The organism is Alkaliphilus pronyensis, assembly GCF_009017275.1.
Taxonomy (GTDB): domain Bacteria; phylum Bacillota; class Clostridia; order Peptostreptococcales; family Natronincolaceae; genus Alkaliphilus_C; species Alkaliphilus_C pronyensis.
In genome coordinates, this window is the sequence record NZ_WBZC01000049.1 from 1 (window position 1) to 23,983 (window position 23,983).

Here is a 23,983-nt window from a genome sequence, read left to right on the forward strand (position 1 = left end):
AAAGTAAAATAAGGGTTGCTTTTATTAAGTGTGGGTAAATGTTGGATTATTAAAATTTCAATTAATATATTACTAGGAGTTATGAAATTAAAAAATATGAAAGTACTGATAAATTGGTACTTGATTTAAAGAGGTGGAATGATACAATTATATTTACTATTTTCTTAATGAAAAAGAAGGAAGTGACAAATACTGAAAAAAGTAGATAGTACAGATTTAAGCAAACACACAAATATTTTATACAGTGATAGCCCTTACTCTGGAATAGTTGCAGGTGAATGTAAAGGTGATGTCTGGGTTGACAATATAGTGAATCCTACATTAGCTTTGGTTTATTCATTTACAGTAGGAGGCTTTTCGATTATGGGTAGCCCTAATGATTTTTCAGTCTATGATGATTTTATAGAGTTTCTGAGAGGAAAGTTGTTTCCAGAGCTGAAAAGTAAAGGAGTAAATTATTTTGAGTTTTCTGTGGAAAGCAAAAGTACAGAAGATTACATCTTAAAACAATTTTCAGATGAAAATATGAATCACGAAGAAGAATATTTTTATAGAAAATACGATGCTGATGTGGTACAAGATAAAAATGATTTTAATATTGTTCAGGTTGACCAAGAATTTATAAGTCTATTACAAAATGGTAAGTATTATAATCCAGAATTTTTAAAAGAAAGATTATTACAATCATGGGGAAGCTATGAAGAATTCTTTGCTAAGAGTGTAGCATATGTTGCAACTATTGAAACATCAATCATAGGAGTAATTGTTGGAACAGCAAGATATCAAGATATAATACTGATTGATATAGAGACAAGGGTAGAACATAGAAAAAAAGGATTAGCATATATACTAACGCAATACTTTGTAAAAGAGTGTATACAAAGAAGCCTTGTGGCACAATGGAATTGTGTTGATTCAAATATTGCATCAAGAAAAACTGTAGAAAAAGCAGGATTTAAACTATTTAAGAAGAAGCCATATTACTGGTTTAAAATATAGTAACTCATATTATACACATAGTGTATGTTGAGATAATATAGAATTGCTCTATCAAGAGTAGTGACTTATAGTTTCCCATTAACCATCCCATAGCAATTGTATAGACCTTCGACCCCATATCTCTTCAATGGGTGTCGGCACAGCCTACTTATGAAGGGCTCTACGGCTTTAGTCAAAAGCTGTGATAAAACAAGTACGATTAGCTTCAGGCCATTTATAGGCATTCAAAAGCATATTTGCATTTCTATAATAAAAGATTACTTCGAGGAAGTAATTCTAATTGTTTTATAAAGCAATGTAGGAGAATTGGTTTTCTAAAATGAAGCATTATAGCTGTGAAAGGCATCGCCACTTCTTATAACAATATATATCCGTTCTCTACCAGCATCCCTTTAACTGGAATGAAGCACTGCGAAGACCAACTACATTTGGCGTTCATTCCAGTGACATCACAAACACCAATCGTCATATGAAAGGGGCATATCATAGGTTAAATGGGGGCCATTAAGATTGTATTACGAGGAGTTAATTATAAGTGGTAGTATTGGGGCATTAGTTTCTTGTTAATCTGGACTAAAGATATAATTAAAAACATGTAAATAGTAACGATGAGGAGGTTAAGGTTAAAATGAAACATAGGGAAAAAGTAACAAGCTATCTTGACAGTTTAATTAAGAAAGGCACAACACCTGGTCTACAGTATGCTGCAGTGAATGGTAACCAAGTACTTTTTACATATCAGAGGGGTTACAGCGACATTTCTAAAAATACGAAGGTTACAGAAAAAACTACCTTTAATGGATTTTCGATTACTAAGACTTTTACAGCTTTAGCTATACTTCAGCTTGCTGAGCAGAATAAGTTGAGTATAGATGATTCGATAACTAAGTATATAATTAAAAACCCCTACGGAGAAGATGTTACTATAAGACAATTATTAACCCATACTGCGGGGCTACCAAACCCTATTCCACTCAAGTGGATTCATTTAATAGAAGAAGATATGGGTTTAGCAACTCCTTATCCTGTAAATCTTGTTTCTTTTTTATCAATAGGTTAATTCATTCAGCTCAACCTCGTACTTATCCTTGGCTATTACAACTATTTATTTTTGTCTCATTATTTTCTCATCAATTGATATGCTTCGTCTGCCCATAATCCCTGTATAGCTTGAAGACACACTAACACGAAACTGTTATGTATCATCCTAACAAAATTTAGTGGAAGTAGAGAAAAATTAAAGAAGTGAGACGTTAATGATTGAGGGAAAGAATATAGTTATAAGGCAATTAGAATTAGGTGATGAAGATTATTTACATAAATTGTGGAACAATGGAGAAATGAATTATTTAGATTTTTAAACCTAAATAAAATAGAGCTTACTACAATGTTAGATAACAAAAAAGGACATAGTTTATATAAGAGTCTAGGATTTAGAGAAATAGGTATTATTAGACAAGGATGCTTTGATAGTAGAAGTGGTGACTTTCAACACGTAGTGTATATGGATTTACTGAAGGATGATTGGCTAAGTGTTAAGGAAAATATAGAGTTAGGATATGAATAAACTATCCATTCCCACTTTTATGGGGAGATAAGTGTTCTTTATAGCTTTGATAACATTAATTATATAGCATGATTAACTACTTCCATACAACATTGTGGAAGTTTTTTTATGACATTTATTACAGCTTGTCTGAATATATTTAAATAGGAAACATGGCAAATACTACATTTATAAGTATAAAATAGGTTTTTATGCTAATAATTACTAATAAAACTGGAGGTGATACAAATGGAAAACAATATAACCATGGTAAAACAAATAATAGTTGTTACCGACGGTGAGTCTAACTTAGGGGGAGATCCTGTTGCAGCTGCAAAAAGAGCCCATAGCAAAGACATAACTATAAGTACAATAGGTATACTAAATAGTAATTGTCAAAAAGAAAAGCCCTTTGAAGAGGTTGCCAATATAGCCAAAGCAGGAGGAGGGTACTATGAGTATACATATATAGAGGATTTGTCACAAACCCTTCATAGCCTAAGCTATAAAACAGTTTCCAACACTATTCAAGAGGCTGTAAACAAGCAGTTGAAGGAGTTAATAGGAAACGACATAAATCAGATGCCACCTGAGTCTAGAAGTAAAATATTGAATTACATTGATGAGTACTCCGACGATGTTGCAGTATGTTGCTGTGTATTATTGGATTGCAGCGGAAGCATGACGAATAAAATACACTCAGCCCGTAACAGTATTTTAGACCTAATGGATTCACTAAAGAATAGAAGAGGAAAGCTATTTTTAGCCATTTTAGCCTATCCTGGAGTAAGGGGCACTGACAGTAGTATTTTATTTGACTTTGAGGATAATACAGTAGATATAGAAAGAAGTCTTTATCAAATGAAACCTAATGGTGGAACCCCCACCGCCGCAGCCATAGATTTTACAGTGGACTACATGGCTTCCTTTATAGCAAAAATGAGAAACAATATGGGTGAGACCTTAGAATTGGAGGCTACAGTGTAACAGCTATAGATCACATGTAGTAAATGTAACTAACTAAAAGACTTATTTACCATGGCAGGGATATTATTTGTTCCTGCCTTTGTTAATTTAAAGAATGAGGTGATGCCAGTGGAGAATTGTTTATTGACACAGCAAACCACAATTACTGGGAAATGGAAAAACAAAAAATATAAGCCCTTAAAAAAGCTTGGAAGTGGTGGTACTGCAAAGGTATACCTTGTCAGAAGCATGGAGGACAACAAACAGTATGCAATGAAGGTTAGTCAAGACACTCTGTCGATAAATAGAGAGTATCAATTACTAAAAAAATTCCATTTTATAGACTTTGTTGTAAATGTTTTTGATATAGATGATTTTGTAATAGAAAACAATCTGAAGCATTTTTTACTTATTGAATACATTCCAGGAGTAAATTTAAAGGATTACCTTTTAAAATCACCAATCACAATCGATATTGCATTAGGTATAATTATGATTATACTTGAGGAGCTGGAGAATATTCATGGCTTAGGCTACGTTTTAGGTGATCTCAAATTAGAAAACATAATGCTTGATAATAACCATAAGAAAATAAGGTTAATTGATCTTGGAGGTGTTGTAGAGATTAATGGAGCAATAAAGGAGTACACACCAGCATACGATAGAGGGGCATGGCGTTGTGGTGAAAGAAAAGCAGAGGCCTCCTACGATGTATTTTCGGTACTTATGATGCTAACACGTTTAATTATTGGTGCTAAAATAGACCCCAACAAAGACAACATAAATAGTATTATATTGAAGATAAAAAATAAAGATATTAGTCATGAGCTTAAGGAGCTTTTAATTACCTCCTACAGGGAAAAAAACCTCAATCTTAAGTATATTAAAGAAAAAATAAAAGAGATATACAATATTGAGAAAAATCGTGTTAGGATAGAGAAGGAGAAGAAAAAAAACAAAGTCATTAACCTAGCCTTTTTAGCCAGTAGTGTTTTTTTGCTTAGCACATTTTTTCTTATAACCATCTTAATGCTAGTAAAATAAAAGCTTAACAGTTTAATTCATCTCATTGGCATTATTAATACTCTTGCTACTTAATGGGTAGATAAGTGCCTCCAAGCTCCAAAATAAGAGGAGTTAAGTTTTTTATTCGAAGGATAAATTTAATAAGTGGAGAAATAAAGTAAGTAAAAGAATGAGGGATAGCTTATGATAGATTTAGATAAAGTTAAAAATACTATAGAAAAGCACCAATTAATTGACTTAGGTGATAAAATAGTTGTAGCAGTTTCAGGTGGTCCTGACTCAGTATGTTTACTACATATACTACATAAATTAATAAATGAGTATAATATAAAGTTATATGTAGCCCATTTAAACCATAATTTTAGAGGAATTGAAGCACAACAGGATGCCCAATATGTTAATAAACTTTGTGATGAGCTTAATGTTATGTGCTTTATAAAAAGTATAAATGTCCCTAAATATGCTAAGGAACATGGCTTATCTCTAGAAGAGGCGGGTAGGGTACTAAGGTATCTTTTTTTTGAAGAAATATCAGAAAATGTTGGAGCCCAAAAAATAGCAGTGGCCCATAATTTAAACGACCAAGCAGAAACCCTTTTAATGCGTCTTATAAGAGGCACAGGAATTCAAGGTCTAACAGCAATACATCACAGACGTCACAATATTATTCGACCATTATTAGATATAACTAGAAGGGATATTGAAGACTACTGTAGATTCCACTTGCTTCAACCTAGATTAGATCACACTAATCTACAGCCAATATATCACAGAAATAAAATAAGACTTCAGCTAATACCAGCCCTTGAAGAATATAATCCAAATATTGTCGAAACACTTGCCAAAACAGCAGAAATATTGAAGGTTGATAGTGATTATCTTGACCTTCAGGCAGAAGATATTTACAAAATTTTAATAAAAAAAGAAAAAGCAAACCGTTTAACATTACCAATACAAGGTATCAATAAACTGCACCCTTCATTGCTTATAAGGCTAATGAGACTAGTAGCCGAAAATCTAGTTGGTAAAAGGGAGGTACTAGAGTATAAGCACATACAAATTTTACTACATTTAATTAGTAAAGATATAACTGGAAAAAGTATTCAGTTACCTATGGGAATTACAGTTTACACCAATTATGAAAAGCTTATCTTTACTACAGAAACAGAAGAAAAAGTAAGCTTCTCCTATCCACTAATAAGGGATAGCTACACAAATATATCAGAAATAAATGGCAGGATACGTTACTATATTATTAATAGAAAGGATGACTTTCAATTCCCTAAAGAAGCATTTAAAAAAGCCTTTGATTGGGATATAATTAAAGGAGGCTTACTTGTTAGAAACCGTAAAGAAGGTGATAGGTTTTGGCCTTTAGGGATGAAGGGCACAAAAAAGCTAAAGGACTATTTCATAGATTGTAAGATTGATCGACATAAGAGGGATAGAATTCCTCTTATATGTGATGATGAAGAAATTATCTGGGTTGTAGGCCATAGAATAAGCGATTTATATAAAATTACAAAGGATACAACTAGAATATTAATAATAGAATTTGAACAACTTAATAATGTGTAATTTTACATACTTATATTAAGTTGTTTTTAACTGGATAGTGTGGTAAAATATTAAAATGCAGTAAACCAATTTTTTAGCATTATGAGAGGAGGACTATTGTTGAGGAAATTTTTCCGAGGAGCAAGCTTCTATATATTAATTTTTATTGTTTTGTTAATTATTGTTCAACAGTTTTCAAAGCAACCAACACAAATAGTAGAAATAGAGTTTTCGCAACTATATAAAGAGATTGTTGATGGCAATGTAAAGCAACTCCACAATGTGGAGCGTAATTTAGAAGGAGTTATGATTCAAAACAATGATGAAGTACCCTTTAAATCTTATATTCCCGTTGTCTATAGCGTAGAAAGATTTACAGAGGTTTTAAATATTGCAATGGAAGAGAATGGGCTACAGGTATCGGGTGATCAACCACCAGGTACTCCATGGTTTATTGATTTATTACCATCAATTTTTCTTGTTTTAATTTTTGTTGTATTTTGGTTTGTATTTATGCAGCAATCTCAAGGTGGGGGCAACCGTGTCATGTCCTTTGGAAAGAGCAGAGCAAAGCTGCATAAAGAGGATGAGAAAAAACGAGTCACCTTTGACGAGGTAGCAGGCTTAGATGAGGAAAAGGAAGAGCTACAAGAGCTTGTGGATTTCCTAAGAAACCCAAGAAAATATATTGAGCTAGGAGCTAGAATTCCCAAAGGAATTCTTATGGTGGGACCACCAGGAACAGGTAAAACCTATTTAACTAAGGCAGTTGCTGGTGAAGCAGGTGTACCGTTTTTTAGTATAAGTGGTTCAGACTTTGTAGAAATGTTTGTGGGTGTTGGTGCTTCAAGAGTACGTGACTTATTTGAACAGGCAAAAAAGAACTCACCCTGTATAATATTTATAGATGAGATAGATGCAGTTGGTAGAAAAAGAGGTGCAGGTTTAGGTGGAGGACATGATGAAAGGGAGCAAACTTTAAATCAGCTACTGGTTGAGATGGACGGATTTGGAATTAATGAAGGAATTATTATAGTAGCAGCCACCAATAGACCAGATATTCTAGACCCTGCGCTACTAAGGCCAGGTAGATTTGACCGTCAGGTTTCCGTTGGAGTGCCTGATATAAAAGGTCGTGAAGCAATACTAAAGGTTCATGCTAAGGGTAAACCACTGTCAGAGGATGTTGACCTAAAGGTTCTGGCTAGAAGAACACCAGGATTTACCCCCGCAGACATAGAAAACCTTATGAATGAAGCAGCGTTACTAACAGCTAGAAAGAATGAAAAGAAAATTCAAATGGCAACCATAGAAGAAGCTATTACAAAGGTTATAGCAGGTGTTGAAAAGAAAAGTCGAGTAATTAGTGAAAAGGAAAGAAAGCTTACTGCCTTTCATGAAGCAGGTCACGCAGTAGTTGCAACATTACTTCCTAATATTGACCCTGTACATCAGGTTACAATTATACCAAGAGGAAGAGCTGGTGGGTTTACAATGATACTCCCAAAGGAGGATAAGTATTATAATACTAAGTCAGAAATGGAAGCACATATTGTACACCTTCTTGGAGGTAGAGTAGCAGAAAAGCTAGTGCTGGACGATATAAGTACAGGAGCCTCTAACGATATACAAAGAGTTACACAAGTCGCTAGGGCAATGGTTACCCAGTATGGCATGAGTGACGTTCTTGGACCAATGAACTTAGGTGGAGAAGAAGAAGTGTTTTTAGGTAAGGATATAACCTCAAGAAGAAATTATTCAGAAGAAGTAGCTGCAGAAATAGATAGAGAAGTTAAAAAAATAATTGACAAGGCATATGAAGTAACCGAGAGACTACTAAGTGAAAACATGGGTAAGCTCCACATAGTTGCTAAAGGTCTACTTAAAATGGAGACCCTTGATGCAGATCAATTTGAAAAAGTATTTAATGAAGAGCTTATTATAGAAGATGAAGATACAATAGAAGTAATAGATGAAAAGTATAAGATGCTTGTTAATAAAAACAAGGAAAATAACAGTCAAAAGCAAGAGGAGAATAAGACTGAAGATACTAGTTCAACTGATGTAGACTCCAACGATATGGATAATAAAAAAGAAGAGCCTCCTAAGGAGGAATAAGCTGTTAAGCACCTTGAATTATCAAGGTGCTTAATTATTAAATGAAGTTAAGCTCCAACGATTTATATATTATAGTACATAATAAAAAGGCGGTATAAACTTGAAAAAAGTATACTATGAAGAAATTGTTAAAAGAGTAAAAGATAAGTCCATTGAAATGAACATAAATATGGATAAGGAGTTAAAAACACTTTTGGAAAGATCCATTAAGGAAGAGGATTCAAGTTTGGCAAAAGAAATAATGAAGGATATTCTACTAAATCAAGAAATAGCCCAAAAAGAAGGTATACCACTATGTCAAGATACAGGAATAGTTGTTGCATTTGTCAATATAGGACAAGATCTAACTGTATATGGTGGTAATGTTACCGATGCTATAAACGAAGGTGTCAGCAGGGGATACAAAGAGGGCTACCTAAGAAAGTCTATTGTTGAATGTCCACTAAGAAGGAAAAATACTAAGGATAATACACCTGCCATCATATACTACGATATTGTGGAGGGAGAACAGCTATCAATAACATTAGCAGCGAAGGGCTTTGGTAGCGAAAATATGAGTGCTGTAAAAATGTTAAAGCCTTCAGAGGGTATAGAAGGAGTAAAAAAATTTATACTTGAAACCATAAAAAATGCAGGGGGAAATTGTTGTCCACCAATTGTAGTAGGGGTGGGTATAGGTGGTACCTTTGATAAGGCTGCCCAAATATCAAAAAAAGCTTTGGTTAGAGATTTAAGTGATAAGAATAAAGATCCATATTTAAGGGAACTAGAGGAGGAGCTAATCCAAGAAATAAATAGGCTAGGTATTGGACCACAAGGCTTTGGAGGCAAAACAACAGCTTTGGCAGTTAAAATAGAAACCCATCCTACACACATTGCTGGATTACCTGTTGCCGTTAATATAAATTGTCATGCATCTAGACATGTGAAAATAATACTCTAGATTATGGGAGGGGTTACATTGAATACTATAAGGATTACCACACCATTAAATGAGAAAAAAATAAGTAATCTTAAGGCGGGAGACAGGGTTTTAATTAGTGGCGATGTATATACCGCAAGGGATGCTGCCCATATAAAGCTAAGGGAAATGCTGAAGGACAATGTCAACTTGCCCTTTAATATAGAAGGAGCAATACTTTACTATGTAGGACCTACACCAACACCACCAGGAAAAATAATTGGATCTGCTGGCCCCACTACAAGTACAAGAATGGACGACTTAACTCCCTTACTGATGAATTTAGGCCTATTAGGTATGATTGGTAAAGGAGACAGAAGTGATAAGGTGGTAGACTTAATTAAGAAAAAGGGGGCTGTTTATTTTGCTGCTATTGGTGGTGCAGGTGCTTTAATAAGCAAGTCAATTATTGAGTCTCAGATAATTGTTTTCCCAGAGCTAGGAACTGAGGCTATTAGATGGTTAAAGGTAAAAGATTTTCCAGTAATAGTAGCAATAGATAGTCAGGGAGTAAATCTATATAAAACAGGGCCTGCCAATTATAACACAAAAAAATCACATAAACCTTCATATTAAACTTGATATTTTCACTATATAATTATTCATTATCCCTTAAAGGAGGTATTGTATGCCACTCATTCTAATTGTAGAAGATGAAAAGCGAATACAAGATATTGTATCGGATTATTTGAAAAAAGATGGGTACAACATTATTCTAGCTGATGATGGGATGGAAGCATTGACAGTACTAAAAAACAAACCTGTTGACTTAATGATATTGGATATTATGATGCCGAACTTGGACGGATATTCTGTTTGTAAACAGGCTCGGGAAATTAGCAACCTCCCAATTATTATGCTGACCGCTAAACAAGAAGAAGTTGACAAATTAAGAGGATATGAGTTGGGTGCAGACGACTATGTTACAAAACCCTTTAGCCCAAATGTGTTGATGGCAAAGGTACGAGTATTACTCAAGAGGACTGGACATCCTGAAAGTATTGTGTCAACTTTACAAGCTGGAAAAATTGTTCTCAATCCCATGTCGAGGGAAATATTTGTGAATGAAATTTCAGTTGATTTAACCCATACAGAATATGAAATACTACTTTTATTTATGAGAAATCCCAAGCAGGTATTTTCAAGAGATCAGTTGCTAAATCGTATTTGGGGATATGACTTTGAGGGCACAAGCAGAACTGTAGATGTTCATGTTAAAAACCTGCGGCGGAAATTAGGGAGCGAAGGTTGCCATATTGTTACTCTAATTCGTTCTGGATATAAGTTTGAGGTGAGTGAGTTTGAATAAAAAATCAAGGTCTTCAAGCTGGTTTTATATCTATCCAATCAATAAAAAAATTTTCCTCTTATCTAAAATCATTATTGGAGCTTGTATTTTAGCATATATCATAGCATCTGCTTTTTCTGGTTGGATAAGCGAATTTATTTTTGTGTTTCTATTGATTATTTTGATTTTGGCATGGGATATGGTGTTAGCCCGTATGGTATCGAGTCCCATCCATGAAATCAGTAAAGCAGCACAGCGCATGGCTGATCTTGACTTTTCTCAGCCCTGCAAGTTGAATACAAAAGATGAGCTGCAAACCCTGGGGGATAATTTGAACACAACAGCGACAAATCTACAATATGCATTAGCACAGCGAAAAGAACTTACTGATACCCTATCTCATGAGCTTAAAACCCCTATTGGTGTTATTAGAGCCTATGCGGAGGGACTGAAAGACGCTGTGCCGGATAAACAAATAGTTTACAGCCAGGTAATTGTTGAGGAAACAGAAAAAATGGCGGGGATGATAAATGCCCTGCTGGATTTATCCTCACTTGAAGTTGGGACCACTATGATGAAAATTGAAAAGTTTGATTTTGTGGAATTAGTGGAAACAGTGGCGGGTCGGGAATATGTGGATTCTCCCTCAGGCCCATTCCATTTGAGCTACTCACTTCCTGATGAGCCAGTATTTGTGGAGGCTGACCAAACTCGGTTACAGCAGGTTTTACATAACTTTATGGGTAATGCGAAAAAATTTGTATCTAAAAATGGTAACATCCATATTAAGGTGAGTATTTTAGAAGGCCTTATGCAATTTTCAATCTATAATGACGGGCCTTATTTGACAGATGATGTCTGGATAAAGTTCCATAGAGATAAAAGTGAAATCAATAGAAATGGCTCAGGGCTTGGTCTTGCTATATCAGCTCAAATACTCTCCATGCACAAAGCCGAATATGGCATGCTTAACAAAGAGAATGGAGCCGAGTTCTATTTTAAGCTTCCTATTACTCAATAAATTCATTTATTATTAAAATCGTGCTGCGTGGCACGATTTTTTCTTTACTTCATTTTCAATCTATCTTTACAAAATCTTTACACCAATATCGTAGTTTTAGGATGTAAAACAAATTGTTAAATTAATATGGAGGTGTACTCTTATGTTTTTAGGACTTTCGTGGTTTTGGTGGATGATTTTAATAGTTTTTCTCGCAATATCTCTTCCCTTTAAATTGAAGTTTATGAAGTGGTGGAGTCAGCGACAAAAAGAAAGACAAAGCACCCAGAGGGGCAAATGGGGTGACGAAGAATGATCGAAGTAAAAGACCTTACATTTTCTTATGGTAAAAGCAAGCAAACATTACATGGCATTGATTTTACGGTGGAAAAAGGAGAAATCTTTGGTTTTTTGGGACCAAATGGTTCGGGTAAATCTACAACACAAAAAATACTTACAGGAATTTTGAAAGGACACGGTGGTGATGTGGGGCTATTCGGAAAGGATATTACCAAATCCTATAATCAGGAGTTTTATCAAAATATAGGTGTTCTCTTCGAATATCCTTACCTATATGCAAATTTGAGTGGGTTGGATAATCTCAACTATTTTATATCCTTCTACCCAAAGGAGCAGCGACAGGATATTGAGGTAATATTAGAACGGTTAGAATTTAAAAAAGATTATATCAAAAAGCCAGTATCCTCTTATTCCAAAGGTATGCGTCAACGGGTGAGCATGGCACGGGCACTTATGACTAGTCCTAAGCTGCTGTTTTTAGATGAACCAACCAGTGGACTTGACCCTGCTGGGGCGGTGTTATTCCGTAACATTATAGAAGAAGAACGGAAAAAAGGCACTACAGTTTTTCTCACAACCCACAATATGCTGGATGCAGACCTGCTTTGTGACCGGGTGGCATTTATCGTAAACGGTAGTATTGCTGTAGTTGATACACCTAAAAATCTAAAAGAAGAAAACAGCAACCAGAAGATTGTGATTGATTATATGCTGAAGGACAAGCGGGAGAAAAAGATTATTAAAGCTTGTGAATTGACACAAGGGATCCTTTTCCCTCACGATGAAATTGTAAGCATCCATTCCCAAGAACCATCTTTGGAGGATGTGTTTATTCAGTATACAGGGAGGGGGTTGTCATAAATGGAATATAGCTTTATTTCCCTGCTAAAAAAAGACTTCAAGATGATGTTGTCCAGCAAATTTTTGCTACTTATTGTAGCGTCACTTATCCTTTATTCCCTATACATCAATTTGGTTTATATCAAGATAGATCAGGATATTTATCCTGTTTACCTATTAGACCCAGAAGAAAGCATTCAAAATGCGTCCAGTCAAATCATCCGTGTAGACAATATTAAGGAATTACAGTCCCGGACATCCGACGGCTACGCTGTTGGTATTGACGCAACAGGATTAGAGCCAGAAATAATTATGGTATCATCGGGACTGGATAGCATGGACAACATACGCACCGCCTATGCCTACTCCCTTCTATCGCCAGGACAAAGTACACCTGCAGAAGTGATTGGTCAAAACAGTAAAGAAATGAAAAATCGACGTGAAATCACAAGTGAGTTTCTATTTTTCGAGTTGGCGGCTGTCGGTTTCTTGGGTCTGGCTTCTGCTCTGTTCAAAGAAAAGCATATGGGAGTGATAAGGGTGCATGGAGTAATGCCAGTAAGCAAGAGTCTGTTTATTTTTTCAAAACTCGTTCTGTTCCTATTGACTGACCTTGCTTTTGCTTTTTTGCTAACAATTATCAATCTTGGACTGGAGAAGGGGATTTCGGTACTCCCTGCTGTTTTAGTGCAGACCATTCTACTCTCCCTTATTATGGCATTGCTTGGATTTCTTTGTGCTGTACGCTTACCAGATTTCAAACAGTTTTCCTTATTATATCTTGTCCTTGCTATCTTCATTACAACCCCTGTTTTTCTTGTGGGACAGACGAGCATTACATGGAACTGGGTCAACTATAATCCCATGTATCACCTATTCATGGCAATAAAAAACGCATACTTTGGAATGCCTACTGATGAACCAATCTATTATATTGTTTGTGTTGTATCCATTGTGTCACTGTTCATGTTGGCGTACAAGGCATTAACACATGAAATGGCAAAGGAGGGATAGAATGAGAGGGATCTACTATCAATTTAAAAACATCCGTCGTGACAAAATGTGTATCTTGTCATTTTTGCTACCCATTATTGCTGGCATTGCTATAAACCTACTATCTGGTGTTAGTCTTTCGACCCTTGGAGAAACGGCCTTTGGTATAGTTCAAAATGATTTAACCGAAGAAATGGTCAACTGGCTGGAGCAGAAGGGCAGCGTCATGATATATGAAGATGCGAAGGGATTGCAAAGAGCAGTGATTGACCCAGCAACACAAATGATTGGGGCGGTTCGGGATGGTGATACTATAAGGACTATCTTGTCTGGGGATGAATTGCAACTATACAAAACCATAGGTGATAATATTCCTCTACTCTTTGAAGAACGGCAGGCAATCAATGCAGTCGCAATTCAGGTGAGCCCCGCACCAAGCGATAGCCTGTGGATTAAATCATTACTTATAGTCATAACCATGGTGACTGCTATGTTTATGGGATGTACTTTTAATGCCATGAATATCATTGGAGAAAAAGAGGATGGCATTTTGTTTATAAATGAAATCTTACCAATGACGCAGAAAGACTATGTGTTTCAAAAAATATTTTTAGGGCTTGTCGGCGGTGTTTTATCTACCATTGCTACCGCACTTGTATGTATTAAAATTGAGTTTGAACAACTCATTCCTTTATTGTTGTTAATTATATTATCAGCTTTTATATCTGCGCTGATTGGGATGTATATCGGACTGTTTTCAAGCGGACTAATGGTAGGTATTGTCTATATTAAACTGATAATGATATTTTTTATTGCTCCTCCAATTTTTTTCTATCTGATGATTCCTGCGGGCAGTATCGGTAGAACGTTATCTTACTTACTTCCATCCAGTGCTACCTTTTATGGCTTGATGGACTTGGTGAATGGATCCAGACAGAGTATAAGCGTATATCTTGCTATTTTGTTGATACATTGTGTTGCTTTGCTGCTTATTTACTTTATAACGGGCTATCGTAAGAAAAAGGTTTATGGAGTATAACAAAAATAATTTTGCTTCAATAATAGATAAAAAAAGGTTAGATATGTCATTCATTAGAAGGACATATCTTTATTTTTTAATAGGAAAGTTCGTCAGAATTCCTATTAAAAACGGGGTTGTTAAGGGGGCGTTCCCCCTTATGTTTATAAGGAGAGTACAGCGAAGCGTCCTAGAGAACCCGTGGGTTCTCTGGAAAACAAAAGCATTTCTTCATTATTTTAAACGCATGAAATACTTTTGTTCTTTGCATTATCCATTATTAATAGTTAAATTTTGTAATTGTTTATTTAGCTATTAGAATGATACAATTTTTAATGGGGAAAATAAACAAAAAATATATGTAATATTTAACAATAGACAAAAATACCAACCTTTTTATTAATAATAGTTGCAGGAATAAAGAAAAAACTGTAGAATAACCATAGTGGTATGCAACATTAATTTCAATCATTGCAAGTTGTGAATCGAAACTTGCATATACCCGCAATGTGAAATGTTCCTTGATAATCTCTTGTATTTATAGAATTAAATAAACTAAACCACTTGCAGTCAATTAGTAACAATTTATAAACTGAAGGATTCACTTTGTATACTTCAAAACAAAATTATATTTTATGAAGGAGGAAGTATCATGTTGGAAAAAGATAAGCTTGATCAGCTAAGAAAAAGCAAATGTAGCTGGAGTGAAAAAAAAGTACAAAAAACCCTTAATAGATTTCCAGAAAGAAAGCAGCAGTTTGTTACAGGCTCTAATGAAAAAATAGAACGACTGTATACACCAACAGAGGTAGAAGGTCAAGATTATGAAAATGATTTAGGGTTTCCAGGGCAGTTCCCCTATACTAGAGGAGTTCAGCCTACAATGTATCGCGGTAGATTCTGGACGATGCGACAATACGCTGGTTTTGCAACGGCAGAGGAATCTAACAAAAGATATAAGTATCTACTAGAGCAAGGACAGACTGGTTTATCAGTAGCCTTTGATTTACCAACTCAAATTGGATATGACTCAGATCATTCATTGTCAGAAGGGGAAGTTGGAAAAGTAGGGGTAGCTATTGATTCACTTAAGGATATGGAAATACTGTTTGAGGGTATACCTTTAGATAAGGTTAGTACCTCAATGACAATTAACGCACCAGCTTCAGTACTATTAGCTATGTATATAGCAGTTGCAGAAAAGCAAGGAGTATCATCAGATCAGCTAAGAGGTACAATTCAAAATGATATACTAAAAGAATATATAGCAAGGGGTACATACATCTTTCCCACAGCTCCATCTATGCGATTAATAACTGATATATTTGAGTTCTGTTCAAAGGATGTGCCAAACTGGAACACAATTAGCATCTCGGGCTACCACATTAGAGAGGCTGGTTCGTCAGCTATACAAGAGGTGGCATTTACTTTAGCCAATGGTATTGCATATGTAGAGGCTGCAATTAAAGCAGGACTAGATGTAGACACCTTCGCTCCAAGACTTTCCTTCTTCTTTAATGCTCATAACGATTTGCTTGAAGAAGTTGCAAAGTTCAGGGCAGCCCGAAGACTTTGGGCAAGAATAATGAAGGAAAGATTTAATGCAGAAAATCCTAAGTCTATGCAGCTAAAGTTCCATACACAAACGGGAGGCTCGACCTTAACTGCTCAACAGCCTGACAATAATATTGTAAGGGTAGCTATTCAAACATTAGCAGCAGTTCTTGGTGGCACACAATCCCTACATACAAATTCTAAGGATGAAGCTCTGGCTCTACCAACAGAGGACTCTGTAAGGGTAGCATTAAGAACCCAACAAATTGTTGCCTATGAAAGTGGAGTGGCAGAAACAATAGATCCATTAGGGGGCTCCTACTATGTTGAAAGCTTAACCGATGCAATAGAAGCGGGGGCAATAGAATATATTAAAAAAATAGACCATTTAGGTGGAGCAGCCCAAGCAATAGAAAAAGGTTATATTCAAAAAGAAATAATGGACAGCTCCTACGAATATCAAAAGCAAGTAGAAAGTAACGAACGAATTGTTGTTGGCATGAATAAGTTTCAAATAAAGGAGGAGGCACCAAAGGGGTTATTAAGAGTAGACCCTACAGTTGGTGAGCTTCAAAAACAAAAAATTAACGAAATAAAAGCTGAGAGAAATAATAAGGCAGTAGAAGAAAAACTAAGTAAACTAAAGGAAGCTGCATATAGTGATGCTAACCTAATGCCCTATATAATAGACGCTGTTAAGGAGTATGCAACCCTTGGAGAAGTATGTGGTGTCTTAAGGGAAGTATTTGGCGAATATCAGCAAAGTGTTATTTTATAATAATATGATATGAATAGTGAGGGAGGATTATTTATGACCAGACCAATTCGTGTATTAGTTGCTAAGCCAGGTCTAGATGGACACGATCGTGGCGCTAAGGTAATTGCAAGAGCCTTAAGGGATGCAGGTATGGAGGTTATTTATACAGGACTTAGACAAACACCAGAACAAATAGTACAATCTGCAATTCAAGAGGACGTAGATGTTGTTGCTCTTAGCATTTTATCAGGTGCACACAATCACCTACTTCCAAAAGTGGTTGAGTTATTAAAAAATGAAAAGGTTTACGAAGAAATGCTGGTAATCGGTGGAGGAGTTATACCCGACGAGGATATACCAGGCTTAAAGGAAAGTGGATTAGCAGGTATATTCACACCTGGTACACCAACCCAAGCCACAATTGATTTCATAAAAGAAAACCTTAAGAGAGAACTTTAAAAAATAGTATTTTTACTTTTTTCTATCATAACTTTGACAGGTGGTGAGGAAATGAACCTTGCTGAAGGGTTAATGAATAAAGATAAAAGGGCAGCAGCTAGATTAATTACTTTGATAGAGAGTAATGACACAGAAGCAATCAATACACTCTCAAGACTTTATAAGCATACGGGAGGGGCCCATGTAATTGGTATAACCGGTCCCCCAGGAGCAGGGAAAAGCACCCTTACAGATAAACTGGCAAAGGAGCTAAGACAAATAGGAAAAACAGTAGGAATTATAGCAGTTGACCCAACTAGTCCCTTTACGGGGGGGTCTATTTTAGGAGATAGAGTTAGAATGGCAGACCTATATACTGATGCCGGTGTGTTCATCCGCAGTATGGGTACCCGCGGCCACCTAGGAGGACTTTCAAAGGCAACCCTTGGAGCAGTAAAGATACTAGACATATATGGTTTCGATTATATCTTTATAGAAACAGTTGGAGTAGGGCAATCGGAGGTTGATATTGTAAAAGCTGCTGATACTGTTATTATGATAATGGTACCTGGACTAGGGGACGATATTCAGGCCATAAAAGCAGGAATTATGGAAATAGGTGACTTGTTTGCAATAAATAAATCCGATAGAGAGGGAGCCGATAGAACAAAGGTTGAAATAGAAATGATGCTTGATTATAATCACAGTGACTGGAGACCTCCAGTGCTACAAATTGTTGCAACTGAAAATAAGGGAGTAAAAGAGTTGCTGGAAAAAATACAGTTTCATAGGGAGTATCTTCAAAGCTCCAACAGGCTAATTGAAAGAAGAAGGAAAAATAGCGAAATAGAAATAATTGATTTAGTACAGGATAGTTTAATGAAACGGGTGCTTCAAAAGGATAATAGAACTGAGATAGAAAAAATGGCAAAAGAAGTGGCACTTCGTAAGCTAGATCCCTATACTGTCAGTGAAGATTTGATTAATAAAATAATTAATTATTAATAAGAAGGGCAGGGTTATTAATGAAGGTAAACAAGCTAGATCATGTAGGAATTGCTGTTAAAAACTTAGATGAGGCTTTAAAGTTTTATCAAGATGTCTTAGGCTTAGAATGTGTAGACACAGAGATTGTTGAAGAGCAAAAAGTTAGAGTTGCCTTTTTACCTGTTGGAGACACAGAGGTTGAGCTTTTAGAATCAACAGATCCAGAAGGACCAATAGCAAAGTTTATTGATAAGAAGGGTGAAGGTATTCAGCATTTAGCCTTTAGAGTAGACAATGTTGAAGCAGCAATTGAAGAAATGAAGGAAAAGGGTATGAGGATGATTGATGAAAAGCCAAGATATGGTGCTGGTGGAGCTAAAATTGCTTTTTGTCATCCTAAAAGTACAAATGGTATTTTGGTAGAGTTAAGTGAAAGAGAAGACTAATTCATTTTTACTATACTTGAAATAATATTTAATAGCAATTCACAATAGGAGGGTTAAGATGACCATGAACAAGTTGGAAGAGCTACGTCAACGGAAGAGCAAAATTCAGTTGGGTGGCGGAGAAAAAAGAATTGCCAGTCAACATCAAAAAGGTAAATTGACAGCAAGGGAGAGAATTAATCTTCTCTTTGACGAAGGAACCTTTGTTGAGTTAGATGGATTTATTAAACACCGTTGTGTTAATTTTGGTATGGAAAAAGTAGAGGCACCTGGCGAAGGGGTTGTAACAGGCTATGGACAAGTTGATGGAAGACTTGTATATGCCTATGCCCAAGACTTCACTGTTGTAGGTGGCTCTTTAGGAGAAATGCATGCTAAAAAAATATGTAAGGTTCAGGATATGGCTTTAAAGATGGGGGCACCAATAATAGGACTAAATGACTCTGGTGGAGCAAGAATACAAGAAGGTGTTGATGCATTATCGGGATATGGTCATATTTTCTATCGTAACACCATTTCCTCAGGGGTAATACCACAAATTACAGCTATTATGGGACCATGTGCTGGTGGTGCAGTATACTCTCCTGCCCTAACAGATTTTATCTTTATGGTGGATAAAACCAGTCAGATGTTCATAACTGGGCCACAGGTTATAAAAACAGTTACAGGTGAAGAAGTAAGTGCAGAGGAGCTAGGTGGTGCTATGACCCATAATAAAACCAGTGGTGTTGCTCATTTTGTTGCTGCAAATGATGAAGCCTGTATAGCAGAAATAAGAAGGTTGATTGGCTTTTTACCCTCAAACAATATGGAAACATCCCCAATATACGAGACTAATGATGACATTAGTAAAATAATTCATGAGCTAGATGAAATTGTACCAGAAAACTCAAATAAGCCATATGACATGAAAAGTGTAATTCAGCTTATTGCAGATAATGGCGATTTTATGGAAACACAGCAGTATTTTGCACAAAATATGATTACGGGCTTCATTAGAATTAATGGTCAAACAGTAGGGGTTATTGCTAACCAACCAAAGGTATTGGCTGGTTGTTTAGATATTAATGCCTCAGATAAAGCAGGTAGATTCATAAGAACCTGTGATGCCTTTAATATACCAGTTTTAAATATTGTAGATGTACCTGGATTCCTACCGGGAACTACCCAAGAATATGGTGGCATAATTCGTCACGGAGCTAAGATGCTATATGCATATAGCGAAGCTACGGTACCCAAAATTACTTTAATTGTAAGGAAGGCCTACGGGGGAGCATATATAGGAATGTGTAACAAGGAATTAGGAGCAGATATGGTTCTTGCATGGCCAAGTGCTGAAATTGCAGTTATGGGGCCAGAGGGTGCTGCCAACATAATCTTTAAGAATGATATAAAAAACTCAGAAGACCCTCAAGCAACAAGGGCAGAAAAAATTGCTGATTACAAGGCAGAGTTTGCTACGCCATATAAAGCTGCAGAAAGAGGTTATGTTGATGATGTTATAGAACCCTCTGCAACAAGACCAAGACTTGCCGATGCTTTAAATATGCTGGCAAGCAAACAGGAAACAAGACCTCCTAAAAAGCATGGTAATGTACCACTATAGGCTAGGAAATTATGAAGAGGTGATAAATAAATGAGTGTTCTGGATAAACTGAAAAATGGTGCAGAGATGACACTGGGAGAAAATTTAATGGCCAGTTTACAAGTGACGATTATGGGGGTGTGTATTGTATTTATTGCCCTTATAATGCTATATTTCATTATAAGAATAATGGAAAAGCTATTAAATAAGCCAGTCAAAACTCAAGAAAAGCTTCCAAAAGCTGAAGAACAACCAAAGGTAGAAGTAGACTTTATTGAAGAAACAGCGGATGATACTGAATTGGTGGCAGTAATAACAGCTGCAGTAGCTGCTAGTCTTAATACCTCTACCCATAATATAATAGTTAAGAACATAGTTAGAACAAACGACCCGACTCCTGCTTGGGGAAGGCTCGGTAGAATACAACAGTTAAATAATATGTAAGCATAAAAGCATTAGTTTTAATAAACATCTAATAGCGATAAGGAGGATATAATTCATGAAGAAATTTAATATAACCGTAAATGGTGTTAGTTATGAGGTGGAGGTTGAAGAAGTAAAGGATGGTACTGCTGCAGTTCAAAGGTCAGCAGTAGCAACAGCCCCTCCTGTAGCAGCTAAGCCTGTGGCAAAACCAGCTCCTAAGCCAACTTCAAAACCAGCAGCACCAGCTACAGCTTCTGCAGGAGCCGTAAATGTTGACGCACCAATGCCGGGTAACATATGGAAGGTGTTGGTTTCAGAGGGAGAAGAGGTTAAGAAAGATCAAGTATTGCTTATTTTAGAAGCAATGAAAATGGAGAATGAAATAGTGGCTCCAGCCGATGGGGTTATAACAACAATACATGTTAAAGAAGGTGCATCGGTAAATGGTGGAGATATTTTGGTATCTATAAAATAAACACCATATTAAAACAATTGAAAGGAGATGCACAGGATGTTTGAAGTGTTGATTGAATTTTGGAATAGTACAGGTTACGCTAATTTGACTTGGCAACATATAGTTATGATTTCTATTTCCTGTATATTACTTTATCTGGCAATTGCAAAAAAGTTTGAACCTCTTTTATTGGTTCCCATTGCCTTTGGTATGCTTTTAACAAACCTACCTATTTCAGGACTAATGGATATTGGAGATACAGTAATAAAGGCATTAAACCCAGAAACAGCTGGTGCAACGGCAGAAATGCTAAGTAACCCAACTGCTAAAATGCTGGTGGAGGGTATACCTATGCAGGTACATACTGAAACCCCAGGAGGATTACTAAGCTATTTTTATATGGGCAATAAGTTAGGAATTTTTCCACCTCTAATTTTCTTAGGTGTTGGTGCAATGACAGATTTTGGACCACTTATTGCTAACCCCAAGAGTTTGTTTTTAGGTGCTGCAGCTCAGTTTGGTATATTCTTTACCTTTACTGGTGCTATACTTATGGGATTTACACCACAGGAGGCCTCATCAATAGGAATTATTGGGGGTGCCGATGGGCCAACAGCGATACTCCTTACCTCAATATTAGCACCAGAACTACTGGGTCCTATTGCTGTTGCAGCCTATTCCTATATGGCACTGGTGCCAGTTATCCAGCCACCTATTATGAATGCATTAACCACAAAAGAAGAGCGTATGATTAAAATGAAGCAATTAAGACCAGTATCAAAGGCTGAAAAAGTTATTTTTCCAATTCTTGTTACTGCGGTGGTATCATTATTATTACCACCAGCCTCTGCTTTAATTGGGTTATTAATGTTTGGTAATTTGCTTAAAGAAAGCCTTGTGACAGATCGTTTATCAAAAACAGCTCAAAATGAACTAATAAATATTGTAACCATTCTTCTTGGTATAAGTGTTGGAGCCACTGCAAAAGCAGAACATTTTTTAAAGCTAGATACAATTCAAATAATTGTTCTCGGAGTTGTTGCCTTTGCAGTTGGAACTGCTTCAGGAGTTGTTATTGCAAAGCTAATGAATAAGATTTTAGGGGGTAATGCAATTAATCCCCTTATAGGTTCAGCAGGGGTATCTGCTGTACCAATGGCAGCCAGAGTATCCCAGACTGTTGGACAAAAAGAGAATCCTAGTAACTTCCTGTTAATGCACGCAATGGGACCTAACGTTGCAGGCGTAATAGGCTCTGCGGTTGCAGCAGGAGTATTATTAACACTATTTAATTAACAACTAAAATAAAGACAAAATAAGCCCCAGATGGTAGACTAAACTCTACTCCTTGGGGCTTTTGTTTTGGAATAATTAAAAACCTAGACTATAGAAAATTAATTATCCCTCTAAAACATAGTCATACAATAAAAGATAGGATAAAATATAGCTATGTTAAGTAATAGTTCCTAAATAAGGAGATGATGACTTTTGAAGAATAAAATATTACAGGAACTGATGGACCAGCAGGGACAATACATAAGTGGTGAAGCCTTAGCCGAAAAATGTAAAGTCTCCCGTACTGCCATTTGGAAGCATATAAATAATTTAAGAAAATTAGGGTATATTATAGAAACTGCAAATAAAAAGGGCTATAGGCTATTGGAAAATAACAGTTTACTTTTGCCAGCAGAAATACAAAAGCATTTAACAACAAAAGAAATAGGGAAGAACATAATTCACTTTAACAGCATTGACTCAACTAATAGCTATGCTAAAGGTATTGCCGATAAGACACCCTCAGGTACATTAATTATTAGCGAAGAACAGCTATCCGGTAGAGGAAGGCTGGGGAGAGAGTGGGAATCTCCAAAGGGTGATGGCATATGGATGACATTAATATTAAAACCCAAATTTCCACCCTCAGAAGGAGGCAAGCTTACTCAGATAGCAGCAGCTTCTGTATGGCAAGGAATTAATAAGGTATTAGGCCTAAAATCATTAATTAAATGGCCCAATGATATTGTTATTAATGGAAAGAAGGTTTGCGGTATATTAACGGAAATGTCAGCAGAGTTAAACCAGCTTCATTATTTAATTGTAGGAATTGGAATAAATGTAAACAATGAGGCATTTCATAATACAATAGCAGATAAAGCAACATCCTTATTCTTAGAAAAGGGAGAAAAAATAAACAGAAGAGCACTTCTTTGTGAAATACTTAATGCTTTTGAACTATTATATGATAGCTTTGTTAAAGAAGGTACACTAAAGGAATCCTTAAATATCTGTAGAAATAATTCTGCTATATTAGGTAAGGAGGTTATAATACAACAGGGTGCCAATCAAGCAAAGGCAAAAGCTGTAGACATTACAGAAGAGGGACTATTAGAAGTATTAACAGAAGAGGGGAAAAAAACAGAAATATTAACAGGTGAGGTTTCTATAAGGGGAGAGAAGGGATATATATGATGAGGGAGGTATTATAAATTAAAAGTTAAAAATTAAAAATGAAAAGTTAAAAATGTAAACAAGAAAATAATAATTGAAAATTGAAAATGGAGAATGGAAAATTACAAATTAAAAAATACAAATTAAGAGTTAAGAATTAAGAGTTAAGAGTTAAGAATTAAGAGTTAAGAGTTAAGAGTTAAGAGTTAAGAATTAAGAGTTAAGAATTAAGAATTAAAAGTTAAAAAATACATATCAAAATAAAGAGTTAAAATT

Annotated in this window: 24 protein-coding genes; all 24 read left to right on the plus strand. The window is 35.8% G+C overall.

What is annotated here, in order from left to right:
* The first annotated feature begins 264 nt into the window (after nucleotides 1-264).
* The 24 genes from F8154_RS11935 to F8154_RS12045 all read left to right on the plus strand — a co-directional run bounded on the left by F8154_RS11935 (nucleotide 265) and on the right by F8154_RS12045 (nucleotide 23,728).
* Nucleotides 265-999 carry a GNAT family N-acetyltransferase gene (locus tag F8154_RS11935; RefSeq protein ID WP_279237188.1) on the plus strand — a complete coding sequence of 245 codons (735 nt, stop codon included), beginning with the start codon at nucleotides 265-267 and terminating at the stop codon, nucleotides 997-999.
* 628 nt (nucleotides 1,000-1,627) lie between these two features.
* On the plus strand, nucleotides 1,628-2,059 hold the full coding sequence (locus F8154_RS11940; RefSeq protein WP_151861855.1) for a serine hydrolase domain-containing protein: 432 nt from the start codon (nucleotides 1,628-1,630) through the stop codon (nucleotides 2,057-2,059).
* Nucleotides 2,060-2,386: 327 nt separating this feature from the next.
* Complete coding sequence (locus F8154_RS15415; RefSeq protein ID WP_243141242.1) at nucleotides 2,387-2,566, plus strand: GNAT family N-acetyltransferase; 180 nt, start codon at nucleotides 2,387-2,389, stop codon at nucleotides 2,564-2,566.
* Nucleotides 2,567-2,794: 228 nt separating this feature from the next.
* Nucleotides 2,795-3,532, plus strand: a complete 738-nt coding sequence (locus tag F8154_RS11950) for a VWA domain-containing protein (protein ID WP_151861856.1) — start codon at nucleotides 2,795-2,797, stop codon at nucleotides 3,530-3,532.
* A gap of 51 nt (nucleotides 3,533-3,583) precedes the next feature.
* Nucleotides 3,584-4,555: a protein kinase domain-containing protein gene (locus F8154_RS11955; RefSeq protein ID WP_151861857.1), complete on the plus strand. Its 972-nt coding sequence runs from the start codon at nucleotides 3,584-3,586 to the stop codon at nucleotides 4,553-4,555.
* A gap of 165 nt (nucleotides 4,556-4,720) precedes the next feature.
* Nucleotides 4,721-6,115, plus strand: a complete 1,395-nt coding sequence (tilS, locus tag F8154_RS11960) for a tRNA lysidine(34) synthetase TilS (RefSeq protein WP_151861858.1) — start codon at nucleotides 4,721-4,723, stop codon at nucleotides 6,113-6,115.
* A 99-nt stretch (nucleotides 6,116-6,214) separates the two neighbouring features.
* Complete coding sequence (ftsH, locus tag F8154_RS11965) at nucleotides 6,215-8,212, plus strand: ATP-dependent zinc metalloprotease FtsH (RefSeq protein ID WP_151861859.1); 1,998 nt, start codon at nucleotides 6,215-6,217, stop codon at nucleotides 8,210-8,212.
* Between the two features lie 100 nt (nucleotides 8,213-8,312).
* Entirely contained in the window at nucleotides 8,313-9,155 is an 843-nt protein-coding gene (locus tag F8154_RS11970) for a fumarate hydratase (protein WP_151861860.1), read from the plus strand.
* Between the two features lie 18 nt (nucleotides 9,156-9,173).
* On the plus strand, nucleotides 9,174-9,749 hold the full coding sequence (locus F8154_RS11975; protein WP_330577903.1) for a Fe-S-containing hydro-lyase: 576 nt from the start codon (nucleotides 9,174-9,176) through the stop codon (nucleotides 9,747-9,749).
* A gap of 52 nt (nucleotides 9,750-9,801) precedes the next feature.
* Complete coding sequence (locus F8154_RS11980) at nucleotides 9,802-10,482, plus strand: response regulator transcription factor (protein WP_151861862.1); 681 nt, start codon at nucleotides 9,802-9,804, stop codon at nucleotides 10,480-10,482.
* Nucleotides 10,475-11,482 (plus strand): HAMP domain-containing sensor histidine kinase, encoded by a 1,008-nt coding sequence (locus F8154_RS11985; protein WP_151861863.1) that lies wholly within the window; start codon nucleotides 10,475-10,477, stop codon nucleotides 11,480-11,482. The genes F8154_RS11980 and F8154_RS11985 overlap by 8 nt, the downstream gene beginning before the upstream one ends.
* Nucleotides 11,483-11,624: 142 nt before the next feature.
* A complete protein-coding gene (locus tag F8154_RS15185; RefSeq protein ID WP_192930285.1) occupies nucleotides 11,625-11,777 on the plus strand; it encodes a hypothetical protein in 153 nt (50 codons plus the stop codon).
* Nucleotides 11,774-12,622, plus strand: coding sequence for an ABC transporter ATP-binding protein (locus F8154_RS11990; protein WP_151861864.1), 849 nt, complete (start codon nucleotides 11,774-11,776; stop codon nucleotides 12,620-12,622). The genes F8154_RS15185 and F8154_RS11990 overlap by 4 nt, the downstream gene beginning before the upstream one ends.
* Nucleotides 12,623-13,615, plus strand: coding sequence for an ABC transporter permease (locus F8154_RS11995; RefSeq protein WP_151861865.1), 993 nt, complete (start codon nucleotides 12,623-12,625; stop codon nucleotides 13,613-13,615).
* Nucleotide 13,616: 1 nt separating this feature from the next.
* Nucleotides 13,617-14,633, plus strand: a complete 1,017-nt coding sequence (locus F8154_RS12000) for an ABC transporter permease (protein WP_151861866.1) — start codon at nucleotides 13,617-13,619, stop codon at nucleotides 14,631-14,633.
* Nucleotides 14,634-15,264: 631 nt separating this feature from the next.
* Nucleotides 15,265-16,944, plus strand: a complete 1,680-nt coding sequence (locus F8154_RS12005; RefSeq protein WP_151861867.1) for an acyl-CoA mutase large subunit family protein — start codon at nucleotides 15,265-15,267, stop codon at nucleotides 16,942-16,944.
* Nucleotides 16,945-16,977: 33 nt separating this feature from the next.
* The gene (locus tag F8154_RS12010; RefSeq protein WP_151861868.1) at nucleotides 16,978-17,382 is read left to right on the plus strand and encodes a cobalamin B12-binding domain-containing protein; all 405 of its coding nucleotides are present in this window, start codon (nucleotides 16,978-16,980) and stop codon (nucleotides 17,380-17,382) included.
* Between the two features lie 51 nt (nucleotides 17,383-17,433).
* A complete protein-coding gene (meaB, locus tag F8154_RS12015) occupies nucleotides 17,434-18,366 on the plus strand; it encodes a methylmalonyl Co-A mutase-associated GTPase MeaB (protein WP_151861869.1) in 933 nt (310 codons plus the stop codon).
* Nucleotides 18,367-18,386: 20 nt separating this feature from the next.
* Complete coding sequence (gene mce / locus F8154_RS12020) at nucleotides 18,387-18,794, plus strand: methylmalonyl-CoA epimerase (RefSeq protein ID WP_151861870.1); 408 nt, start codon at nucleotides 18,387-18,389, stop codon at nucleotides 18,792-18,794.
* 58 nt (nucleotides 18,795-18,852) lie between these two features.
* Entirely contained in the window at nucleotides 18,853-20,400 is a 1,548-nt protein-coding gene (locus F8154_RS12025) for an acyl-CoA carboxylase subunit beta (protein WP_151861871.1), read from the plus strand.
* A gap of 30 nt (nucleotides 20,401-20,430) precedes the next feature.
* The gene (locus F8154_RS12030) at nucleotides 20,431-20,823 is read left to right on the plus strand and encodes an OadG family protein (RefSeq protein ID WP_151861872.1); all 393 of its coding nucleotides are present in this window, start codon (nucleotides 20,431-20,433) and stop codon (nucleotides 20,821-20,823) included.
* Between the two features lie 55 nt (nucleotides 20,824-20,878).
* A complete protein-coding gene (locus tag F8154_RS12035; protein WP_151861873.1) occupies nucleotides 20,879-21,280 on the plus strand; it encodes a biotin/lipoyl-containing protein in 402 nt (133 codons plus the stop codon).
* 27 nt (nucleotides 21,281-21,307) lie between these two features.
* Entirely contained in the window at nucleotides 21,308-22,555 is a 1,248-nt protein-coding gene (locus tag F8154_RS12040) for a sodium ion-translocating decarboxylase subunit beta (protein ID WP_408609016.1), read from the plus strand.
* Nucleotides 22,556-22,747: 192 nt separating this feature from the next.
* The gene (locus F8154_RS12045) at nucleotides 22,748-23,728 is read left to right on the plus strand and encodes a biotin--[acetyl-CoA-carboxylase] ligase (protein WP_151861875.1); all 981 of its coding nucleotides are present in this window, start codon (nucleotides 22,748-22,750) and stop codon (nucleotides 23,726-23,728) included.
* Nucleotides 23,729-23,983 lie beyond the last annotated feature (255 nt).